Here is a 16,173-nt window from a genome sequence, read left to right on the forward strand (position 1 = left end):
AGATATAATAAAGCAGAAATATTGAATACTAGATGGTAGAAAAGTTAAATGATAGTTTAGTAAGGAGGTTCATATATGTTAAAAGATATGATCATTAGAACATTCCATAAAGAGGATTTAGAACAAGTATTACAGTTGTTCTATGAAACAGTTCATACAATTAATGCAAAAGATTATAATGTATTACAGCTACAGGCATGGGCACCAGAGCGACTAGATAGAGAAAATTGGTTAAATTCTTTAGAGAAGAATATTAGTTATGTAGCGGATCATAACAGTGTGATAGTGGGATTTGGCGATTATAATGATGATCATTACGTAGATCGTTTATTTACACATAAAGATTATCAAGGGAAAAGGATAGCTTCATACATACTACAGAAGTTAGAAAAAGAAGCAGTAAACTTGGGGCATGGGGATATATATACAGAAGCGAGTATTACAGCAAAACCTTTCTTTGAAAGTAAAGGTTTTATTTGCATAAAGGAACAAAAGAAACAGCATAATGGTCAGATTTTTACTAATTATGTAATGAAAAAAATAGCCCTCTCATAAACGAGAAGGCTATTTTTTCATTATTTTACAGCTTCTTTTAGTTCTTTACCAGCTTTGAAAGCAGGTACTTTAGAAGCTGCGATTTGCATTTCTTCACCAGTTTGTGGGTTACGGCCTGTACGAGCAGCTCTTTCGCGTACTTCGAATGTACCGAATCCGATAAGTTGTACTTTTTCACCAGCAGCTAAAGTGTTAGTGATTGATTCTACTACAGTTTGTAAAACTACAGTAGCTTCTTTTTGAGAAATCTCAGCATTTTGTGCTACGTTTTTAATTAATTCTGTTTTGTTCATGTTTTTCACCTCATATGTAAATAATGCTATTTAAGTTGTTATTATAACGTATAAAACATTCGAGAACAAGTGTACGCACATATATTCGTAAAAAAAATGAAATTTGTAATATTTTTTAGAGCCACTGTATAGACTTTCAATTTAAGCGGATACAGATTTTTTCTTTAATGCAGTTTGCTCTTTATTGGAAGGGAGTTTCTTATTATAGGATATGAAATAAGGTAATGCTACAAATAACATACCTCCTACTAAGTTTCCGAAGAAAACAAAAATGAAGTTTGGAAAATATTCAATCCAAGTTAAATGACCGGCAAAAATTGCAGCTGGGATGACAAACATATTGGCTACAACGTGTTGAAATCCAATCGCAACAAAAGTCATAACTGGGAACCAAATACCGATAATCTTCCCGATAAATTCTTTACTTCCCATACTGAGCCAAACAGCTAAACAAACGAGCCAATTACATCCGATTGCAGAAATGAAGGCTTGTAGTGGTGTATCTTGTAGTTTAGCTTGCGCAATAGAAACTGTTTTCGCTAAAAAAGCTCCCTCTGTTAATCCGACGATATGACCGAAAAAATAAGCAACGAATACAGCACCTATGAAGTTGCTAAACGTAACAATAACTAAATTTCGAATGAAGTGAAATAATTCGATTTTTTTGTGAAGCCACGCCATTGAAACGGTCATCATATTGCCAGTTACTAACTCACCGCCTGCAAGAATAACGAGTATAAGACCGATAGGGAATACAGCGGCACCTAGAAAACTAGTAAATGATCCCCAAGACTTTGGCATTGTTCCAATAACATGAATATCGAGTAAATACCCTAATGCTATGAAAGCACCACCAAAAAAACCGAGAATTAGCATAGGGAGTAATGATAAATGAGCTTTTTTTCTTCCGGAATTCGCAGCAAGTTCCGTAATTTCTTCTGGTGTAAATACAGACATGAATAATCTCTCCTTAATAAAATGATAGAATGAATAGAAGGAACATTTTTAAGAATCTATGTATTATAAAAATATGTTATGACTTCTGTATAAATTTGTCAAAGTGAATGAGGATAGAATTGGATATAGCTAACATTGTTCATGTTGTCACATTAATGTAACAATAAGGCTTTAAAGTACTTCTAGAGGTGAGAATATGAATACGAATCATGTAAAAAAAGAACAAAAAAAATCAATCGTCAAGATATGTATAATCAGTTTCATAAGTATAGTAATGATTTCAATAAGTTTGTATTTCTATGCGACAGAAATAGAACGAAAACTAGTAACAGTTACGTGGAATGAAATAGAAGCTTCTACAATTCCTAAAGAGTTTAATAACAAAAAGATATTACAATTCTCAGATGTGCATTTAGGGCCAGAATTTACATTGAAACAACTAGAAAATTTGGTAGAGAAGATGAATACGTTACATCCAGATATAGTAGTTTTTACAGGGGATTTAATAGATAAGTTTGGATCGTATAAGGCAGAAAGAGAAGAAGCGCAAAGCATTTTGCAGAAAATACATGCGCCCTTAGGGAAATATGCAGTGTTTGGGAATCATGATAGGGGCGGGGGAGGTAGTTTATTTTATAAAAAGTATATGGAGGAAGCTGGTTTCTCTGTGTTAGTAAATGAAGTGCATAAAATTAATGCGGAAAATGGCAAATATATTACAATATCAGGTTTGGATGATTTTTTATTAGGGAAGCCGCAAATAGACGCGACTTTAAAACAAGTAAGGCAACAAGATTTTAATATGCTCTTAGTACATGAGCCGGATGTTGTAGACAAAGTAGCTCGTTACCCAGTTGATTTTCAAATGTCAGGACATAGTCACGGGGGACAAGTTCAAATTCCTTTTATAGGTCCATTAATTACTACAAAATTAGCTGAGAGTCATGTTGAAGGTATGTATGAATTAGAAGGGAAGAATAAGCCGTTACATTTATACGTAAATCGTGGTATTGGGACAACCCGAATGCCTGTTAGATTTTGGAGTGTACCTGAACTTTCAGTATTTGTGTTAAAGCAAAATAGCAACTAGACTATTTTAGAGTAGTAACAGGACTTTCAGAGAAAGTTCTCTTTTTTTATTGGGTAAATACAGAATGTTATGTGATTTTTATTTAAAGTGTTAAAAAGGAAAGGGGAATTTCTATGGTAGAAACATGGCATAAAGAATTGGAAAGTTTATATAACGAAATGGTTTCGTGGCAAATTACTTTTAAGTATTGTAAATAGTTATGTAGAGATGGAAAAGAATCTTTTCATCATGTAGAAGTGAAAAAGTAATTTACATAAATAAAAAACAACAATAGGTTCTATTGTTGTTTTTTATTATTTTTGCAAGGGAATAGCATCAAAATATGTTCTATAGTTATTAGAGAATTCAAAGTGTTATGTAGAGATGGAAAAGAATCTTTTCATCATGTAGAAGTGAAAAAGTAATTTACATAAATAAAAAACAACAATAGGTTATGTAACCTATTGTTGTTTTTTATTATTTTTGCAAGGGAATAGCATCAAAATATGTTCTATAGTTATTAGAGAATTCAAAGTTGTTTTTTGCATCCCAATTAATAGACCAAGACATTAGGCCCCGGAATGCAGGGTAGCCACTCTGATTTGAAAGTTTATACTTTCCTCCGAAAGGAATTCCTTTAATGATATAATCTAAAGCTTTTTTCATTTCAGTTGGAGAAATATATCCGCCACTTGGAGCGGCCGCTGGTGCTGCAGGAAGTCCAATCATGACTTGATCCGAACGAAGAGCTGGGAAAATGTTAGTTGCATTACCACCTACAGGAAAACCATGTAAGAGCATATCTGCCATAGCGACTTCGTAGTCTGCAGTGCCTTGATTGTAGTTATTACCGTCCATTCCAATCCCGCTACCAGCGTTGTAGTGTTGAACGTGAATGTATGTTAGTTTGTCTTTTACTCCGTAAATAATCGGTAAATAAGCACCCCAGATGCTTCCGTATGCGCTATAACCACCTTGAACATAAGCTGTTTCAGGAGCCATGCTTAATAGAAAATCTGGACCGTAATGATCTGAGATTGTTCGAATAGCTGAGATAAGATTTACGATTTGAGGAGTAGTTGGGTTTTTAAAATTAGTGTCATTTCCGTTTAAGTAAATACCTGATTCAAGGTCAATATCTATTCCATCAAAACCGTATTTATCGATCAGAGATTGTAGGGAATTAATAAAACGTTTCTTAGCCGCATTGTCAGGAAGTAAAACGACCCCATTTTGTCCACCTATTGAAAGAACTATTTTCTTACCTTTACTTTTTAAATAAGAAATATCTGATTTAAACTCTGCATCTGTACCATACACAGGAGAAAATTCAACAGTGGAACGATCACCACCAGTTTCACCGAAAGATACATTGATTACATCCCATTTTGGTGAAACGTCCCTTAATTTAATAATACCAGTACCGTTATCGAAGTTATGCCAGTATCCAACGAGTAATTTGGATCCTAAATTGTTTGCAGCTTGTGCTTGGAAGGGAGCTAGCGGTAGCAGTAAGAAAATTACTAAAGTACAACAAATAAATTTGAACTTGTTTAACATATCAACACTCCTATACAAAAAGTTGTCTAGATGTATAATCTTGTTTATTTCATAATATCTGAAAATTTGAACTTTTGTAAGGTGACTATAATTTTCTCAACAATTGTGTATGGAAAATTATTAAACCTAATGTAATAATTTTTGGAGGAGGTCGAATTATGATTGTTAAATTCAGAATATTTTGATATATTTTAAAGTATAGGACAAGATTTTTCGCATAATACTCTTACATAAAGTGAAACTTTAATCAGTGGGGCTTTGTTCATCCCCCGCTGATTATCAGCCCTCACCAATCGGGCTTTTACGGGCAGTAGATTCCCACCTAACTTCTTTGCTTCCGCTGAATTTTGAGGTGGGGGTCTTACTGTCCGTTAATACGGGGTAAATTTCAAAATTAAGTTTGGAAGGGGATGTACAAGAGTTGGATAAAAATCTTAAGAAAGACCTCAAAATACGCCACATTACAATGATTTCCATTGGTGGCGTAATAGGAGCTGGTTTGTTTGTTGGAAGCGGTGCGGTTGTGCATTCAGCAGGGCCAGGTTCTATCGTTTCATATGCATTAGCAGGACTTCTAGTCATTTTCGTTATGAGAATGCTAGGGGAAATGGCAGCTATTAACCCGACAAGTGGTTCATTTGCAACATATGCAAGAGAAGCAATTGGTCCATGGGCGGGTTATACAATTGGGTGGCTATATTGGTTTTTCTGGGTAATTGTTATTGCGATAGAAGCTACAGCAGGTGCTGGTATTATTCAATATTGGATTCCAGAAATCCCGCTCTGGTTATTGAGCTTAATATTAACGATTTTATTAACATTGACGAATGTTTTTTCGGTGAAATCATTTGGAGAGTTTGAATATTGGTTTTCATTTATTAAAGTAATAAGTATCGTTTTGTTCCTTTGTCTTGGACTCGCTGTTATTTTAGGATTTGTACCAGGAACGGAAGCACCTGGCACTTCGAATTTAGTAGGGCAAGGAGGATTTATGCCAAATGGTATAAGTTCGGTGCTACTTGGAATTACCGTCGTTATATTTTCATTTATGGGATCAGAGATTGTCGCAGTAGCCGCTGGAGAGTCTGCCGAACCTGTAAAAGCAGTAAAAACAGCAACAAATAGTGTAATTTGGCGTATTCTCGTATTTTTCATTGGATCGATTGCTGTAGTTGTTACACTCCTTCCGTGGAATTCAGCGAACATACTAAAAAGCCCGTTTGTGGCGGTGCTGGAACATATAGGGATACCAGCGGCAGCACAAATTATGAACTTTATCGTTTTAACAGCTGTACTTTCTTGTTTAAATTCGGGTTTATATACGAACTCAAGAATGCTTTTTTCAATGGCAGAAAGAGGAGACGCGCCAAAGACATTTTTGAAATTGAATAGTAGTGGTGTTCCAGTTCGGGCGGTTTTATTTGGAACTTTCTTTGCTTACATTGGAGTTGTTTTTAGTTACATATCTCCAGATAAAGTATTTTTATTTTTAGTGAATGCATCTGGCGGGATTGCGTTACTCGTTTATCTCGTTATAGCAGTTTCACATTTCAAGATACGTAAAAAAATGGGGAAAGCGGAACAACAAAATTTGAAAGTCAAAATGTGGCTTTTTCCATATGTAACATATGTTACAATTACTGCGATTATAGCAGTTTTAGTTGCCATGCTCGCAATTGAATCTTTACGTTCACAAGCGCTTTTAACAATGCTTGTTACTGTTCTTATAATAATTTCTTATTTTATTTTTAATAGAAATAAAAATAGTACATTGTTGAATCCTAAAAGCAAGAATGAGGAATCTGTTCGATTCTAATTTCTTGTTTTAGAAGAGAGTTACACCCAATCATTGCTATAAAAGAATCATATATAATCATAGAAACAAGTAATTACTATTGTCATAGTGAATATAAACTTTTTTCTTGACTTTTTATATGAAGGCGAGCAAAATGGTAAAAAAGGAAGGGGGGATGACGATGGAAGAGTACGTACTAGAGCTGTATAACTTGTTATATACGACAGAATGGCAAGATATTGTTTCATTTCTAGGAATAATGTTTTGTATGAAAATTGTAATTGTATATATGGAAGAGCAAGGTATGTTCTATTCCTTCTCATCTCCGTTCGATGTGCAGCGCGAGCCGTTGCCAAACTATGCCAAGGTAAATTACGAACAGTTTCCTTTTGTGATTTTCTTTATGATTCGATTTATAACAGCAATTGTAAAGAAAAAGGAAAGTGACGATGAAGAGTGCCATTCAACTTGTAATATAGCGACTGCTTTTTAAGCTAAATACAAGGGGGAGATTTATATGTGGTTTCGATTTCTTATGATTGGTTTCTTTTCATTAACAGCAATTTCTTTAATGGGATATCAAGTGTCTGAAATTTATCAAGCATATAGCAATACGTTTTTTAACAAAAACTAATTACATTGCTATTTAAATAATAAAGCGATAAAATCCTTCTTAAGAAGTTTTATTAAGAAGGATTTTTTTCTTTGCGCTGTCTTACTGTGTCAAACTATTGTCACATTTACACTGTGAATAATATGTTAAAATAGTGAGGTTACGTATACATATTTGAAGGAAGAGGAGTGACCATTTTGGTGGATCAATCAACTAATCAGAAAAGCTATGCTCCTATTGTGATAACGCTTTCTGTAATTGTAAATGCGATTATTTTATTTTTGTTCTTTGGACCTGTTGGCTATGAAGGAGAAGTACATTTTGATGTAACAATTTTACCAATGTTAAATGCAATTTTTAATAGCTTTACGTTCGTATTCTTATTAGCAGCTTTATACTCTATTATTAAGAAGAATGTGAAAATGCACCGTGGTTTCATCTTAGCAGCATTTACAACGACGTTGCTATTTTGTGTTTCTTATTTATCGTATCATTACTTGGCGCCAGCAACACATTTTGGCGGAGAAGGATTCATTAAATATGTGTATTTCATCATTTTAATTACACATATTATCCTGGCAGCAATTATTGTACCACTTGCATTGTTTGCACTTGTATTTGGTTTTACAAATCAATTAACACGTCATCGTAAAATTGTACGTTGGACGATGCCAATTTGGTTATATGTAAGTTTATCTGGTGTTATTGTTTACTTAATGATCTCACCTTATTATCAATAAAAAATCTCAGCCTTTAGGCTGGGATTTTTTTTGTTAGGCAAATATTTTTGTGAAATGAAAAAAATATGGTATACAAAAGTATAGTTGCTTTTCATATAGAAGGGATGGTAAAGGGATATGCAAAATTTTGTATTTCGTAATCCAACGAAACTTATTTTCGGTAAAGGTCAATTGGAACAGTTAAAAACTGAAATTCCACAGTTCGGTAAAAAAGTTCTTCTCGTATACGGGGGAGGCAGCATTAAAAGAAACGGTATTTATGATAATGTAATTTCTATTTTAAAAGATATAAATGCGGAAATATTTGAATTGACAGGTGTTGAACCGAATCCTCGTGTATCAACTGTAAAGAAAGGGATTCAAATTTGTAAAGATAATGGTGTCGAATTCATATTAGCGGTTGGCGGAGGAAGTGTAATCGACTGTACGAAAGCAATTGCTGCTGGTAGCAAATATGATGGAGATGTATGGGATATTGTAACGAAAAAAGCATTTGCTAGTGAGGCGTTACCATTTGGTACGGTACTTACGCTTGCGGCAACAGGATCTGAAATGAATGCTGGTTCTGTAATTACAAACTGGGAAACGAATGAAAAATATGGCTGGGGTAGCCCAGTTACTTTCCCGCAGTTTTCGATTTTAGATCCAGTTCATACTGCGTCTGTGCCGAGGGATCAAACAATTTACGGTATGGTAGATATTATGTCACATGTATTAGAGCAATATTTCCATCATGGAACAAATACAGAATTACAAGATCGTTATTGTGAATCTGTTTTAAAAACAGTAATTGAAACTGCTCCTAAGCTTTTAAGTGATTTAGAAAATTATGAGCATAGAGAAACTATTTTATATTGCGGTACTATGGCGTTAAACGGTATTTTAGCGATGGGAGTAAAAGGAGATTGGGCGACTCATAATATTGAACATGCAGTTTCTGCGGTTCATGATATACCACACGGGGGTGGCCTTGCGATTTTATTCCCGAACTGGATGAAGCGTGTTGTAGATGAAAATGTAAGTCGTTTTAAACAGTTCGCTATTCGCGTATTCGATGTAGAAACAGATGAAAAGACTGATCGAGAAATTGCGTTAGAAGGAATTGAGGCGTTACGTCAATTTTGGACTTCAATTGAGGCACCAGTAACGTTAGCGGATTACGGTATTGGGGAAAATGAAATTGATTTAATGGCTGATAAAGCGATGGCTTATGGTGAATTTGGTAACTTTAAAAAATTAAATAAAGACGATGTTTTAAGTATATATAAAGCTTCTTTATAAGTGAATCGAAAAAAGAAACCCATTTGATATAACAATCAAATGGGTTTCTTTTTTGTTGTTTATAACTGTTTGTGACTGTTTCTGGTTATTTGTGAATGTTTATGGTTGATTTTTGTGATCGTTTTCATTATACTGTAATCAAAGAAGAGGTGAATAAAATGTTAACTCCTGAACGTCATCAAATGATATTGCAACTTGTAAAAGAGCAGAAGGTTGTTAAATTACAGCAATTAGTGGAAAGAACAGAAAGCTCTGAATCAACAATTCGTCGTGATTTAGCGCAATTGGAAAAGCAAAGGTTATTAAAAAGAGTTCATGGTGGTGCTGCTGTTTTAACAGGAAAAGGACAAGAGCCAACGATGGTTGAAAAATCATCCAAAAACATTCAAATAAAACAACAAATTGCGAAGTATGCGGCTAGCATTGTTGAACAAGGTGATTGCATTTATTTAGATGCAGGAAGTACAACATTTGAAATGATTCCATTTTTAATAAATAAAGATGTTACTGTCGTTACGAATGGACTTATGCATATTGAAGCTTTAGTTGAAAATAATATTCGTGCGTATTTACTAGGCGGAATGATGAAAAGCAGGACGAAAGCTTTAATTGGTGCTATGGCACAGGAAAGCATGCAGAAGTACCGTTTTGATAAATGTTTCTTAGGAGCGAATGGTGTGCATGAACAGCTTGGTTTTACAACTCCAGATCCAGAAGAGGCACTTTTAAAACAAATGGCATTAACATTAGCAAACGAAGGATATTTCTTAATTGATGAAAGTAAGTTTTCAGAAGTTGCGTTTGCGAAAATTGCCAATGTTGAAGAAGCAAATATTATTACAAACTATTTAGAAATTGATTTAGAAAAATATAAAAGACAAACCAATGTAATTGAGGCTGATAAACAATGATCTATACAGTTACTTTAAACCCATCTATTGATTATGTAGTACAAGTTAATTCCTTCGATTTAGGAGCAGTAAATCGAGCAGAGAAAGATATGAAATTTCCTGGAGGGAAAGGCATTAACGTTTCTCGTGTTCTTCATCGTTTAGGTGTTGAAAATGTAGCGCTTGGATTTACTGGTGGATTTACCGGTCGATTTATTAAAGATGTATTACAGGCGGAAGGTGTAACAACAAACTTCGTCCAAGTAGACGGTGATTCCCGAATTAATGTGAAAATAAAAGGGCAAGAAGAGACAGAATTAAATGGGCAAGGTCCTAATGTGACAAATGAACAATTTGAACAATTAATGAAACAAATTGAAAGTATGAGGCAGGGAGATTGTGTTGTACTAGCTGGAAGTGTACCGGCGTCTATCTCAACTACTTTTTATGAATCAATCGCAGCGCTCGGAGCTGAGAAAGGTATTCGCGTAGTAGTCGATGCAAGTGGAAGTGCGCTGCAGCATGTAATTAAAAATAAACCATTTTTACTAAAGCCTAATCATCATGAACTTGGTGAGTTATTCGGAGTAGAGATTTCAACAGTAGAAGATGTTTTACCGTTTGGAAGAAAATTAGTTGAACAAGGTGTAGAGCACGTTATCGTATCAATGGCTGGAGATGGGGCTTTATTATTTACGGCAGAAGGTATATATGAAGCAACTGTTCCAAAAGGTGTTGTAATTAATTCGGTCGGGGCCGGAGATTCTCTCGTTGCAGGATTTGTAGGTAAATATGAACAGACAAAAGATATTGAAAAGGCATTTCAATATGGCGTTGCAACAGGGAGTGCAACAGCATTTTCAGCTGATTTATGTGAAAAAGAAAAAGTAGAAGAATTATTGTCGCAAGTAATTGTAACTAAGCGATAGGGGGAAGTAACATATGAAAATTACAGAACTATTAAAAAGGGATACAGTTATTATGAACTTGACAGCTTCAAATAAAGAAGCTGTCATAGATGAATTAGTTGAGAAATTAGACGGAGCAAATCGTTTAAATAGTAAAGCTGAATTTAAAGAAGCTATTTTAAAGCGAGAGTCACAAAGTACAACTGGAATAGGGGAAGGGATTGCAATACCTCATGCGAAAACAAAAGCTGTTAAGCAACCAGCGATTTGTTTTGGTAGAAGTGTAAGCGGTATCAACTATGAATCGCTTGATGGGCAGTCTGCACATTTATTCTTTATGATTGCTGCGAGCGAAGGGGCGAATAATACTCATTTAGAAACGTTATCGCGCCTATCTACATTATTAATGGATGAAGGATTTCGTAAGCAATTGTTAGAAGCGAAGGATGAAGAGGAACTTCTTCGTTTATTTGATGAAAAAGAGAATGAAAAAGAAGAAGAAGACATTGAAGTTGCAAAACCAGAAGGAAATGAACCATACGTACTAGCAGTTACGGCTTGCCCAACTGGAATCGCTCACACCTATATGGCAGCGGATAGCTTGAAAGCAAAAGCAGCAGAGCTAGGAATAGCGATTAAAGTTGAAACGAATGGATCAACAGGTATAAAAAACGCTTTAACGAAAGAGGACATTGAACGAGCAACAGCTATTATTGTTGCCGCAGATAAACAAGTAGAAATGAACCGTTTTGCTGGGAAGCATGTTATTCAAGTGCCAGTCGCTGATGGGATTAGAAAAACGGAAACACTTCTTAATCGAGCTGTAAAACAAGACGCGCCAATCTTTAATGGAATAAAGGAAGATGGGAAGACAGAAAGTACAGAGAAAGAAAAAGGGTTAGGAATTTATAAGCACTTAATGAACGGTGTAAGTAATATGCTTCCATTCGTTGTGGGTGGAGGAATTTTAATTGCACTAGCATTTTGGATTGGTGGTATAAAAGCAGAAGGACCATTGGCTGAATTGTTAATGTCTATTGGTGGAGGCAAAACAGGTGCGTTTTTATTCCTCGTACCAATTTTAGCTGGATTTATTGCGAGTTCTATTGCTGATCGTCCAGGATTTATGCCTGGTGTTGTCGGTGGATTTTTAGCAGCACATGCGAATGCTGGATTTTTAGGGGGATTAATTGCTGGTTTCTTAGCTGGGTATGTTGTTTTAGGATTGAAAAGATTATTTTCAGGATTACCAGCACAGTTAGAAGGAATTAAACCTGTATTGTTATATCCGGTCTTTGGATTGTTGATTACAGGAGTTGTTATGCAAAAAGTAGTAATTCCGCCTGTAGTAGCATTGAATGAAATGTTAACAGGATGGTTAAATGGTTTGAACGGTACAAATGCTATATTACTAGGTCTTATATTAGGTGGTATGATGGCAATTGATATGGGTGGTCCAATTAATAAAGCTGCATTTACATTTGGTATTGCTGCAATAGAAGCGCAGAACTTTGGCGTACACTCTGCTGTTATGGCCGGTGGTATGGTGCCACCATTAGCGATTGCATTCGCAACTACTTTCTTTAAATCAAAATTTACTGAAGCAGAGCGTAAATCTGGTTTAACAAATTATATTATGGGAGCATCGTTTATTACAGAAGGTGCGATTCCATTTGCAGCTGCAGATCCGATTCGAGTAATAGTAAGTTGTGTTGTTGGTTCAAGTATTGCGGGTGCATTATCTATGTTATTCCAAATTACATTACCAGCACCGCATGGTGGATTGTTTGTTATCGCATTAGTAAATAAACCGGTGCTATATATTTTCTCGATATTCATAGGGACAGTTATTTCAGCTCTTATGATGGGGATTTGGAAAAAGAAAGTTAAATAACACATGAAAAAGGAGTAGCTTTTATTAGCTGCTCTTTTTTATTACAAAAAAGGAGATTAATAATTGGAGAATGATGAATTTTGGTAAAAGATGTAATGAAATATGGTTTTTTTGTAACAAAAAAGTAATACTGTAATTTTTTTTGGAAAAAAATTCTGGGCTAGTATGTGGAAAATATATGAAAACTATTGGGGATTCTATTAGAAATGGAATTCATTAATATGGAAATTTATGTTACAACTCATTAATCGTGTATTACGAATGGTTTGTAATTGTGTGATTTCTAAAAATCCTAAAAATCTGTTGCTATAATGAAAATACGAAAACAAAGCAAATGGAGGCTATTCATGAAAAAATTATTAGGTATAGCAACGGCGGCAGTTTTTGGTCTTGGGATTTTTGCAGGTTCTGCGAAAGCAGAAACGATTGTAACAACAGACGTATTAAATGTTAGAGAAAACCCAACTGTAGAGTCAAAGCTTGTAGGTAAAATGTTAAGTGGAAATAAATTAGATGTTATAAATACAGAAAACGGATGGGCAAAAATTAAATTAAATGGTAAAGAAGCGTTTGTAAGTGCTGAATTTACAAAAAGTACATATTATGTAACGCCGGGCGTGTTAAATGTTCGTGCTGGAGCGAATACTGACTCTGAAATTCTTGGTAAACTGAATAAAGATGATGTAATTGAAACGACAAATCAAGTTCAAAATGAATGGTTACAATTTGACTATAATGGAAAAACAGGATATGTTCACATGCCATTTTTAACAGGGACGGCACCTGTAATTGAAAAGAAAGAAGTTGTAACGCAAGAAGAGGCGCCAGTAAGAGTAAATACGCCGGTTAAAAATAATAAAGTAGTTAAAAGCAAAGAGTCTGTTAAAAATGTAGAATCAAGTAAACCTGTGGCAAAACAGCAGTCAACTACGAAACAAGTTACGAAATCTACTGAAACAAGTGCACCTGCTGGTGGACGTGAAATAACAGTAGAAGCGACAGCGTATACAGCGCATCCAAGTGAGAATGGTACGTATGGTGGTCGTGTATTAACTGCAATGGGGCATGATTTAACAGCAAATCCGAATATGAAAGTAATTGCTGTTGATCCTCAAGTAATTCCGCTTGGATCAAAAGTATGGGTAGAAGGATATGGAGAAGCGATTGCTGGAGATACTGGTGGTGCGATTAAAGGAAATCGTATTGATGTATTAGTCGGTTCAGATGGTAGTGCCGATAGCTGGGGGCGCAAATCTGTAAAAGTGAAAGTAATCAAATAGTGTATATGTATTAATATAAAAGGCGGTTGCTTGAAAGTATGTAGGCAACCGCTTTTTATGGATTATTGAAAAGGATAAATAGTTTTACCTGTAATAATTTTATATGCACTGCAAAATTGATTTTGTATATACTCTGTATTTTTATTTTCTGGATGTAATGTTGTTTCTTGGAGAGTAGAATGAAAAGAACGTAGCAAACAATTTAAGGCGAAATATAATTCTTCTTGTGAACAATTTTGTTCTTTTGTAGCAGTAGCTAAAATAAGGTCTTTTGTTAAAGATGAAAAATTGATGGTGGATTGTTTCATAGTCAACTCATCCTCTCGAAGGTATTTTTAATCATGTATATGCGGAATTGGACAAACTATGTTCTTTTTTATTTGTAATTTCATGTACCGGAATGAAAGAACTTGCAATCATGCCGTTAAAATTGGTAAGATTGGATATAATCAATAGATGGAGTACATTACATAAAGAGAGTTGAATGATATGGGAGAAGTGCAACGTGAAAAAGTTGCTGTCATCATTGGACCAACTGCTGTTGGAAAGACGAAGTTAAGTATTGATCTTGCCAAAGCGTTGAATGGTGAAATTATAAGTGGAGATTCCATGCAGATTTATCGTACGATGGATATTGGAACTGCAAAGGTGACAAAAGAAGAGATGGATGGAATTCCGCATTATATGGTCGATATAAAAAATCCGGAAGACTCATTTTCTGTTGCCGAATTTCAAGAACGTGTTCGTAAGCATATTCGAGAGATTACAGAGCGTGGTAAATTGCCAATTATCGTTGGTGGAACTGGTCTGTATATACAATCTGTTTTATTCGATTATCAGTTTACGGATGATGCTGGCGATACTATATACCGAGAACAAATGGAAAAGTTAGCATTAGAACGTGGTGTGGAATATGTACATAAGAAATTACAAGAAGTAGACCCAGAAAGTGCTGAGCGTATTCATGCAAATAATGTACGTCGTGTTATTAGAGCGTTAGAAATTTTCCACACGACGGGTGAAAAAATGAGTGATCAACTTGAAAAACAAGAAAACGAGTTATTATACGATGTTTCCTTGATTGGCTTGACAATGGATCGAGAAATGCTATACGATCGCATTAACTTACGAGTTGATATAATGATGGACCAAGGGTTATTAGAAGAAGTAGAAGGATTGTATAATAGAGGGATACGAGATTGTCAATCTATTCAAGCGATTGGGTATAAAGAGATATATGATTATTTTGAGGATCGTGTCTCTTTAGAAGAAGCGGTATCACAATTAAAGACGAATTCACGTCGTTATGCAAAGCGTCAATTAACGTGGTTCCGTAATAAGATGGATGTCACGTGGTTTGATGTTACAGGCGGTGAAAAAACGTCAGAAATTTTACGATACATAGAAGGAAAGTTACAACTAAAGTCGAATAATAGTAAGTAGAGAAAAAGAGGAGGATTCGACATGAAGCAATCAATCAATATTCAAGATCAGTTTTTAAATCAACTCCGTAAAGAAAATACGTTTGTTACGCTGTACTTATTAAATGGTTTCCAGCTTCGTGGATTAATTAAAGGATTTGATAATTTTACAGTCCTACTGGAAACAGAAGGTAAGCAACAGCTTATTTATAAACATGCAATTTCTACATTTGTACCACAAAAAAATGTTTCAATTGAATTAGAGTAGTAATGAATTATTGTACATAACAAAAAAAAGAGCGAATTTCTCGCTCTTTTTTTATTTGCCATAAACGATACATAGTGAAATTTAAGCGATTCTAAATACAGTAAGGCGAATGTTAGTGTTTCCTGTTTCAGGAATTGTAATTTCGCTAAGGGTAGGTTTGACGGAAATGTTTGCGCCGGCAGCTAATGTTTCGATCGTAGTGAATGAAAGTGAGTCGCCTATTAGATTTGAAGAGAAGTTGTCAGTTGCGACTGCTCCATTTATTGAAATTCCTACTCCAAGTGGGGCGCATCCTGGTGCAGTTGTAGAGATGGATACGCTAATGACATAAATACCAGCGTTGATAACAGTAACTGTATCTGTGCCATTGAAGATAATGTTGTTTACGTTGATTGCAGTATTAAAAATGAAGTTGTTAAATTGGAGTACTGTTTGTTGAATGTTGTTTGTAACAACAATTGTTGCTACAGGGAAGCTAGGTCCAGTAGGCCCGGTTGGTCCAGTAGGTCCACCAGAAGGTCCAGTAGGTCCAGTAGCTCCTTATACCAGTGGCACCAGTAGCACCCGTGTTACCTTGAACGCCTTGAGGTCCAGTAGCACCCGTGTTACCTTGAACGCCTTGAGGTCCAGTGGCACCAGTGTTACCTTG

16 protein-coding genes and 2 pseudogenes are annotated in these 16,173 nt (G+C 35.2%); 13 read left to right on the top strand and 5 right to left on the bottom strand.

The genetic code is table 11. The annotated features are described in order from the left end of the window. The first annotated feature begins 75 nt into the window (after window positions 1-75). Complete coding sequence (locus DT250_RS13190; protein WP_088609493.1) at window positions 76-555, top strand: GNAT family N-acetyltransferase; 480 nt, start codon at window positions 76-78, stop codon at window positions 553-555. 20 nt (window positions 556-575) lie between these two features. Here DT250_RS13190 and DT250_RS13195 read toward each other — a convergent pair whose 3' ends face one another. Further along, the gene (locus DT250_RS13195) at window positions 576-848 is read right to left on the bottom strand and encodes an HU family DNA-binding protein (RefSeq protein ID WP_001043902.1); all 273 of its coding nucleotides are present in this window, start codon (window positions 846-848) and stop codon (window positions 576-578) included. 141 nt (window positions 849-989) lie between these two features. Then, window positions 990-1,805 (bottom strand): formate/nitrite transporter family protein, encoded by an 816-nt coding sequence (locus DT250_RS13200; RefSeq protein WP_088122935.1) that lies wholly within the window; start codon window positions 1,803-1,805, stop codon window positions 990-992. Between the two features lie 196 nt (window positions 1,806-2,001). Between DT250_RS13200 and DT250_RS13205 the strand changes: the two genes are divergently transcribed. Both DT250_RS13205 and DT250_RS32680 read left to right on the top strand, forming a co-directional pair. Continuing rightward, window positions 2,002-2,895: a metallophosphoesterase gene (locus DT250_RS13205; protein WP_088064245.1), complete on the top strand. Its 894-nt coding sequence runs from the start codon at window positions 2,002-2,004 to the stop codon at window positions 2,893-2,895. A 168-nt stretch (window positions 2,896-3,063) separates the two neighbouring features. Continuing rightward, a pseudogene (locus DT250_RS32680) lies at window positions 3,064-3,143 on the top strand (N-acyl-L-amino acid amidohydrolase); the annotation flags it as partial. A 208-nt stretch (window positions 3,144-3,351) separates the two neighbouring features. Here DT250_RS32680 and DT250_RS13210 read toward each other — a convergent pair. Continuing rightward, a complete protein-coding gene (locus DT250_RS13210; protein WP_149213105.1) occupies window positions 3,352-4,434 on the bottom strand; it encodes a chitinase in 1,083 nt (360 codons plus the stop codon). 421 nt (window positions 4,435-4,855) lie between these two features. Here DT250_RS13210 and gabP point away from each other — a divergent pair, with 421 nt between their 5' ends. The 8 genes from gabP to entD all read left to right on the top strand — a co-directional run bounded on the left by gabP (window position 4,856) and on the right by entD (window position 13,835). Further along, complete coding sequence (gene gabP, locus DT250_RS13220) at window positions 4,856-6,250, top strand: GABA permease (RefSeq protein WP_106382635.1); 1,395 nt, start codon at window positions 4,856-4,858, stop codon at window positions 6,248-6,250. A 133-nt stretch (window positions 6,251-6,383) separates the two neighbouring features. Next, window positions 6,384-6,722 (top strand): hypothetical protein, encoded by a 339-nt coding sequence (locus DT250_RS13225; protein ID WP_113732328.1) that lies wholly within the window; start codon window positions 6,384-6,386, stop codon window positions 6,720-6,722. Between the two features lie 317 nt (window positions 6,723-7,039). Continuing rightward, window positions 7,040-7,582 carry a DUF420 domain-containing protein gene (locus tag DT250_RS13230; protein WP_000228316.1) on the top strand — a complete coding sequence of 181 codons (543 nt, stop codon included), beginning with the start codon at window positions 7,040-7,042 and terminating at the stop codon, window positions 7,580-7,582. A 117-nt stretch (window positions 7,583-7,699) separates the two neighbouring features. Further along, window positions 7,700-8,863 (top strand): iron-containing alcohol dehydrogenase, encoded by a 1,164-nt coding sequence (locus tag DT250_RS13235; protein WP_046956536.1) that lies wholly within the window; start codon window positions 7,700-7,702, stop codon window positions 8,861-8,863. A 158-nt stretch (window positions 8,864-9,021) separates the two neighbouring features. Continuing rightward, complete coding sequence (locus DT250_RS13240; RefSeq protein ID WP_000957278.1) at window positions 9,022-9,774, top strand: DeoR/GlpR family DNA-binding transcription regulator; 753 nt, start codon at window positions 9,022-9,024, stop codon at window positions 9,772-9,774. Continuing rightward, window positions 9,771-10,682: a 1-phosphofructokinase gene (pfkB, locus tag DT250_RS13245; RefSeq protein ID WP_060487493.1), complete on the top strand. Its 912-nt coding sequence runs from the start codon at window positions 9,771-9,773 to the stop codon at window positions 10,680-10,682. The genes DT250_RS13240 and pfkB overlap by 4 nt, the downstream gene beginning before the upstream one ends. 13 nt (window positions 10,683-10,695) lie before the next feature. Beyond that, a complete protein-coding gene (locus tag DT250_RS13250) occupies window positions 10,696-12,555 on the top strand; it encodes a PTS fructose transporter subunit IIABC (protein WP_097889699.1) in 1,860 nt (619 codons plus the stop codon). Between the two features lie 347 nt (window positions 12,556-12,902). Beyond that, window positions 12,903-13,835: a cell wall-binding protein EntD gene (gene entD / locus DT250_RS13255; RefSeq protein WP_149213107.1), complete on the top strand. Its 933-nt coding sequence runs from the start codon at window positions 12,903-12,905 to the stop codon at window positions 13,833-13,835. A gap of 62 nt (window positions 13,836-13,897) precedes the next feature. Here the strand turns inward: entD and DT250_RS13260 are convergent, their stop codons facing one another. Then, window positions 13,898-14,143 (bottom strand): hypothetical protein, encoded by a 246-nt coding sequence (locus DT250_RS13260; protein WP_000814419.1) that lies wholly within the window; start codon window positions 14,141-14,143, stop codon window positions 13,898-13,900. 181 nt (window positions 14,144-14,324) lie between these two features. Between DT250_RS13260 and miaA the strand changes: the two genes are divergently transcribed. Further along, complete coding sequence (gene miaA, locus DT250_RS13265; RefSeq protein WP_088064239.1) at window positions 14,325-15,278, top strand: tRNA (adenosine(37)-N6)-dimethylallyltransferase MiaA; 954 nt, start codon at window positions 14,325-14,327, stop codon at window positions 15,276-15,278. Between the two features lie 21 nt (window positions 15,279-15,299). Next, entirely contained in the window at window positions 15,300-15,524 is a 225-nt protein-coding gene (hfq, locus tag DT250_RS13270) for an RNA chaperone Hfq (RefSeq protein ID WP_000813896.1), read from the top strand. 81 nt (window positions 15,525-15,605) lie between these two features. On the opposite strand, the pseudogene DT250_RS13275 reads toward hfq, so the two are convergent. Continuing rightward, window positions 15,606-16,173 (bottom strand): annotated as a pseudogene (locus DT250_RS13275) (Gly-Xaa-Xaa repeat protein); the annotation flags it as partial.

This window comes from Bacillus sp. AR2-1, from assembly GCF_008368755.1.
GTDB lineage: Bacteria > Bacillota > Bacilli > Bacillales > Bacillaceae_G > Bacillus_A > Bacillus_A wiedmannii.

What these genes read in the sequence shown, in the direction of transcription:
- DT250_RS13235 (WP_046956536.1), top strand. Translation starts at nt 7,700, where the DNA reads ATGCAAAATTTTGTATTTCGTAATCCAACGAAACTTATTTTCGGTAAA.
- DT250_RS13225 (WP_113732328.1), top strand. Translation starts at nt 6,384, where the DNA reads ATGGTAAAAAAGGAAGGGGGGATGACGATGGAAGAGTACGTACTAGAG.
- DT250_RS13260 (WP_000814419.1), bottom strand. Translation starts at nt 14,143, where the DNA reads ATGAAACAATCCACCATCAATTTTTCATCTTTAACAAAAGACCTTATT.
- DT250_RS13205 (WP_088064245.1), top strand. Translation starts at nt 2,002, where the DNA reads ATGAATACGAATCATGTAAAAAAAGAACAAAAAAAATCAATCGTCAAG.
- DT250_RS13210 (WP_149213105.1), bottom strand. Translation starts at nt 4,434, where the DNA reads ATGTTAAACAAGTTCAAATTTATTTGTTGTACTTTAGTAATTTTCTTA.
- DT250_RS13190 (WP_088609493.1), top strand. Translation starts at nt 76, where the DNA reads ATGTTAAAAGATATGATCATTAGAACATTCCATAAAGAGGATTTAGAA.
- hfq (WP_000813896.1), top strand. Translation starts at nt 15,300, where the DNA reads ATGAAGCAATCAATCAATATTCAAGATCAGTTTTTAAATCAACTCCGT.
- DT250_RS13195 (WP_001043902.1), bottom strand. Translation starts at nt 848, where the DNA reads ATGAACAAAACAGAATTAATTAAAAACGTAGCACAAAATGCTGAGATT.
- pfkB (WP_060487493.1), top strand. Translation starts at nt 9,771, where the DNA reads ATGATCTATACAGTTACTTTAAACCCATCTATTGATTATGTAGTACAA.
- DT250_RS13250 (WP_097889699.1), top strand. Translation starts at nt 10,696, where the DNA reads ATGAAAATTACAGAACTATTAAAAAGGGATACAGTTATTATGAACTTG.
- DT250_RS13240 (WP_000957278.1), top strand. Translation starts at nt 9,022, where the DNA reads ATGTTAACTCCTGAACGTCATCAAATGATATTGCAACTTGTAAAAGAG.
- miaA (WP_088064239.1), top strand. Translation starts at nt 14,325, where the DNA reads ATGGGAGAAGTGCAACGTGAAAAAGTTGCTGTCATCATTGGACCAACT.
- DT250_RS13200 (WP_088122935.1), bottom strand. Translation starts at nt 1,805, where the DNA reads ATGTCTGTATTTACACCAGAAGAAATTACGGAACTTGCTGCGAATTCC.
- entD (WP_149213107.1), top strand. Translation starts at nt 12,903, where the DNA reads ATGAAAAAATTATTAGGTATAGCAACGGCGGCAGTTTTTGGTCTTGGG.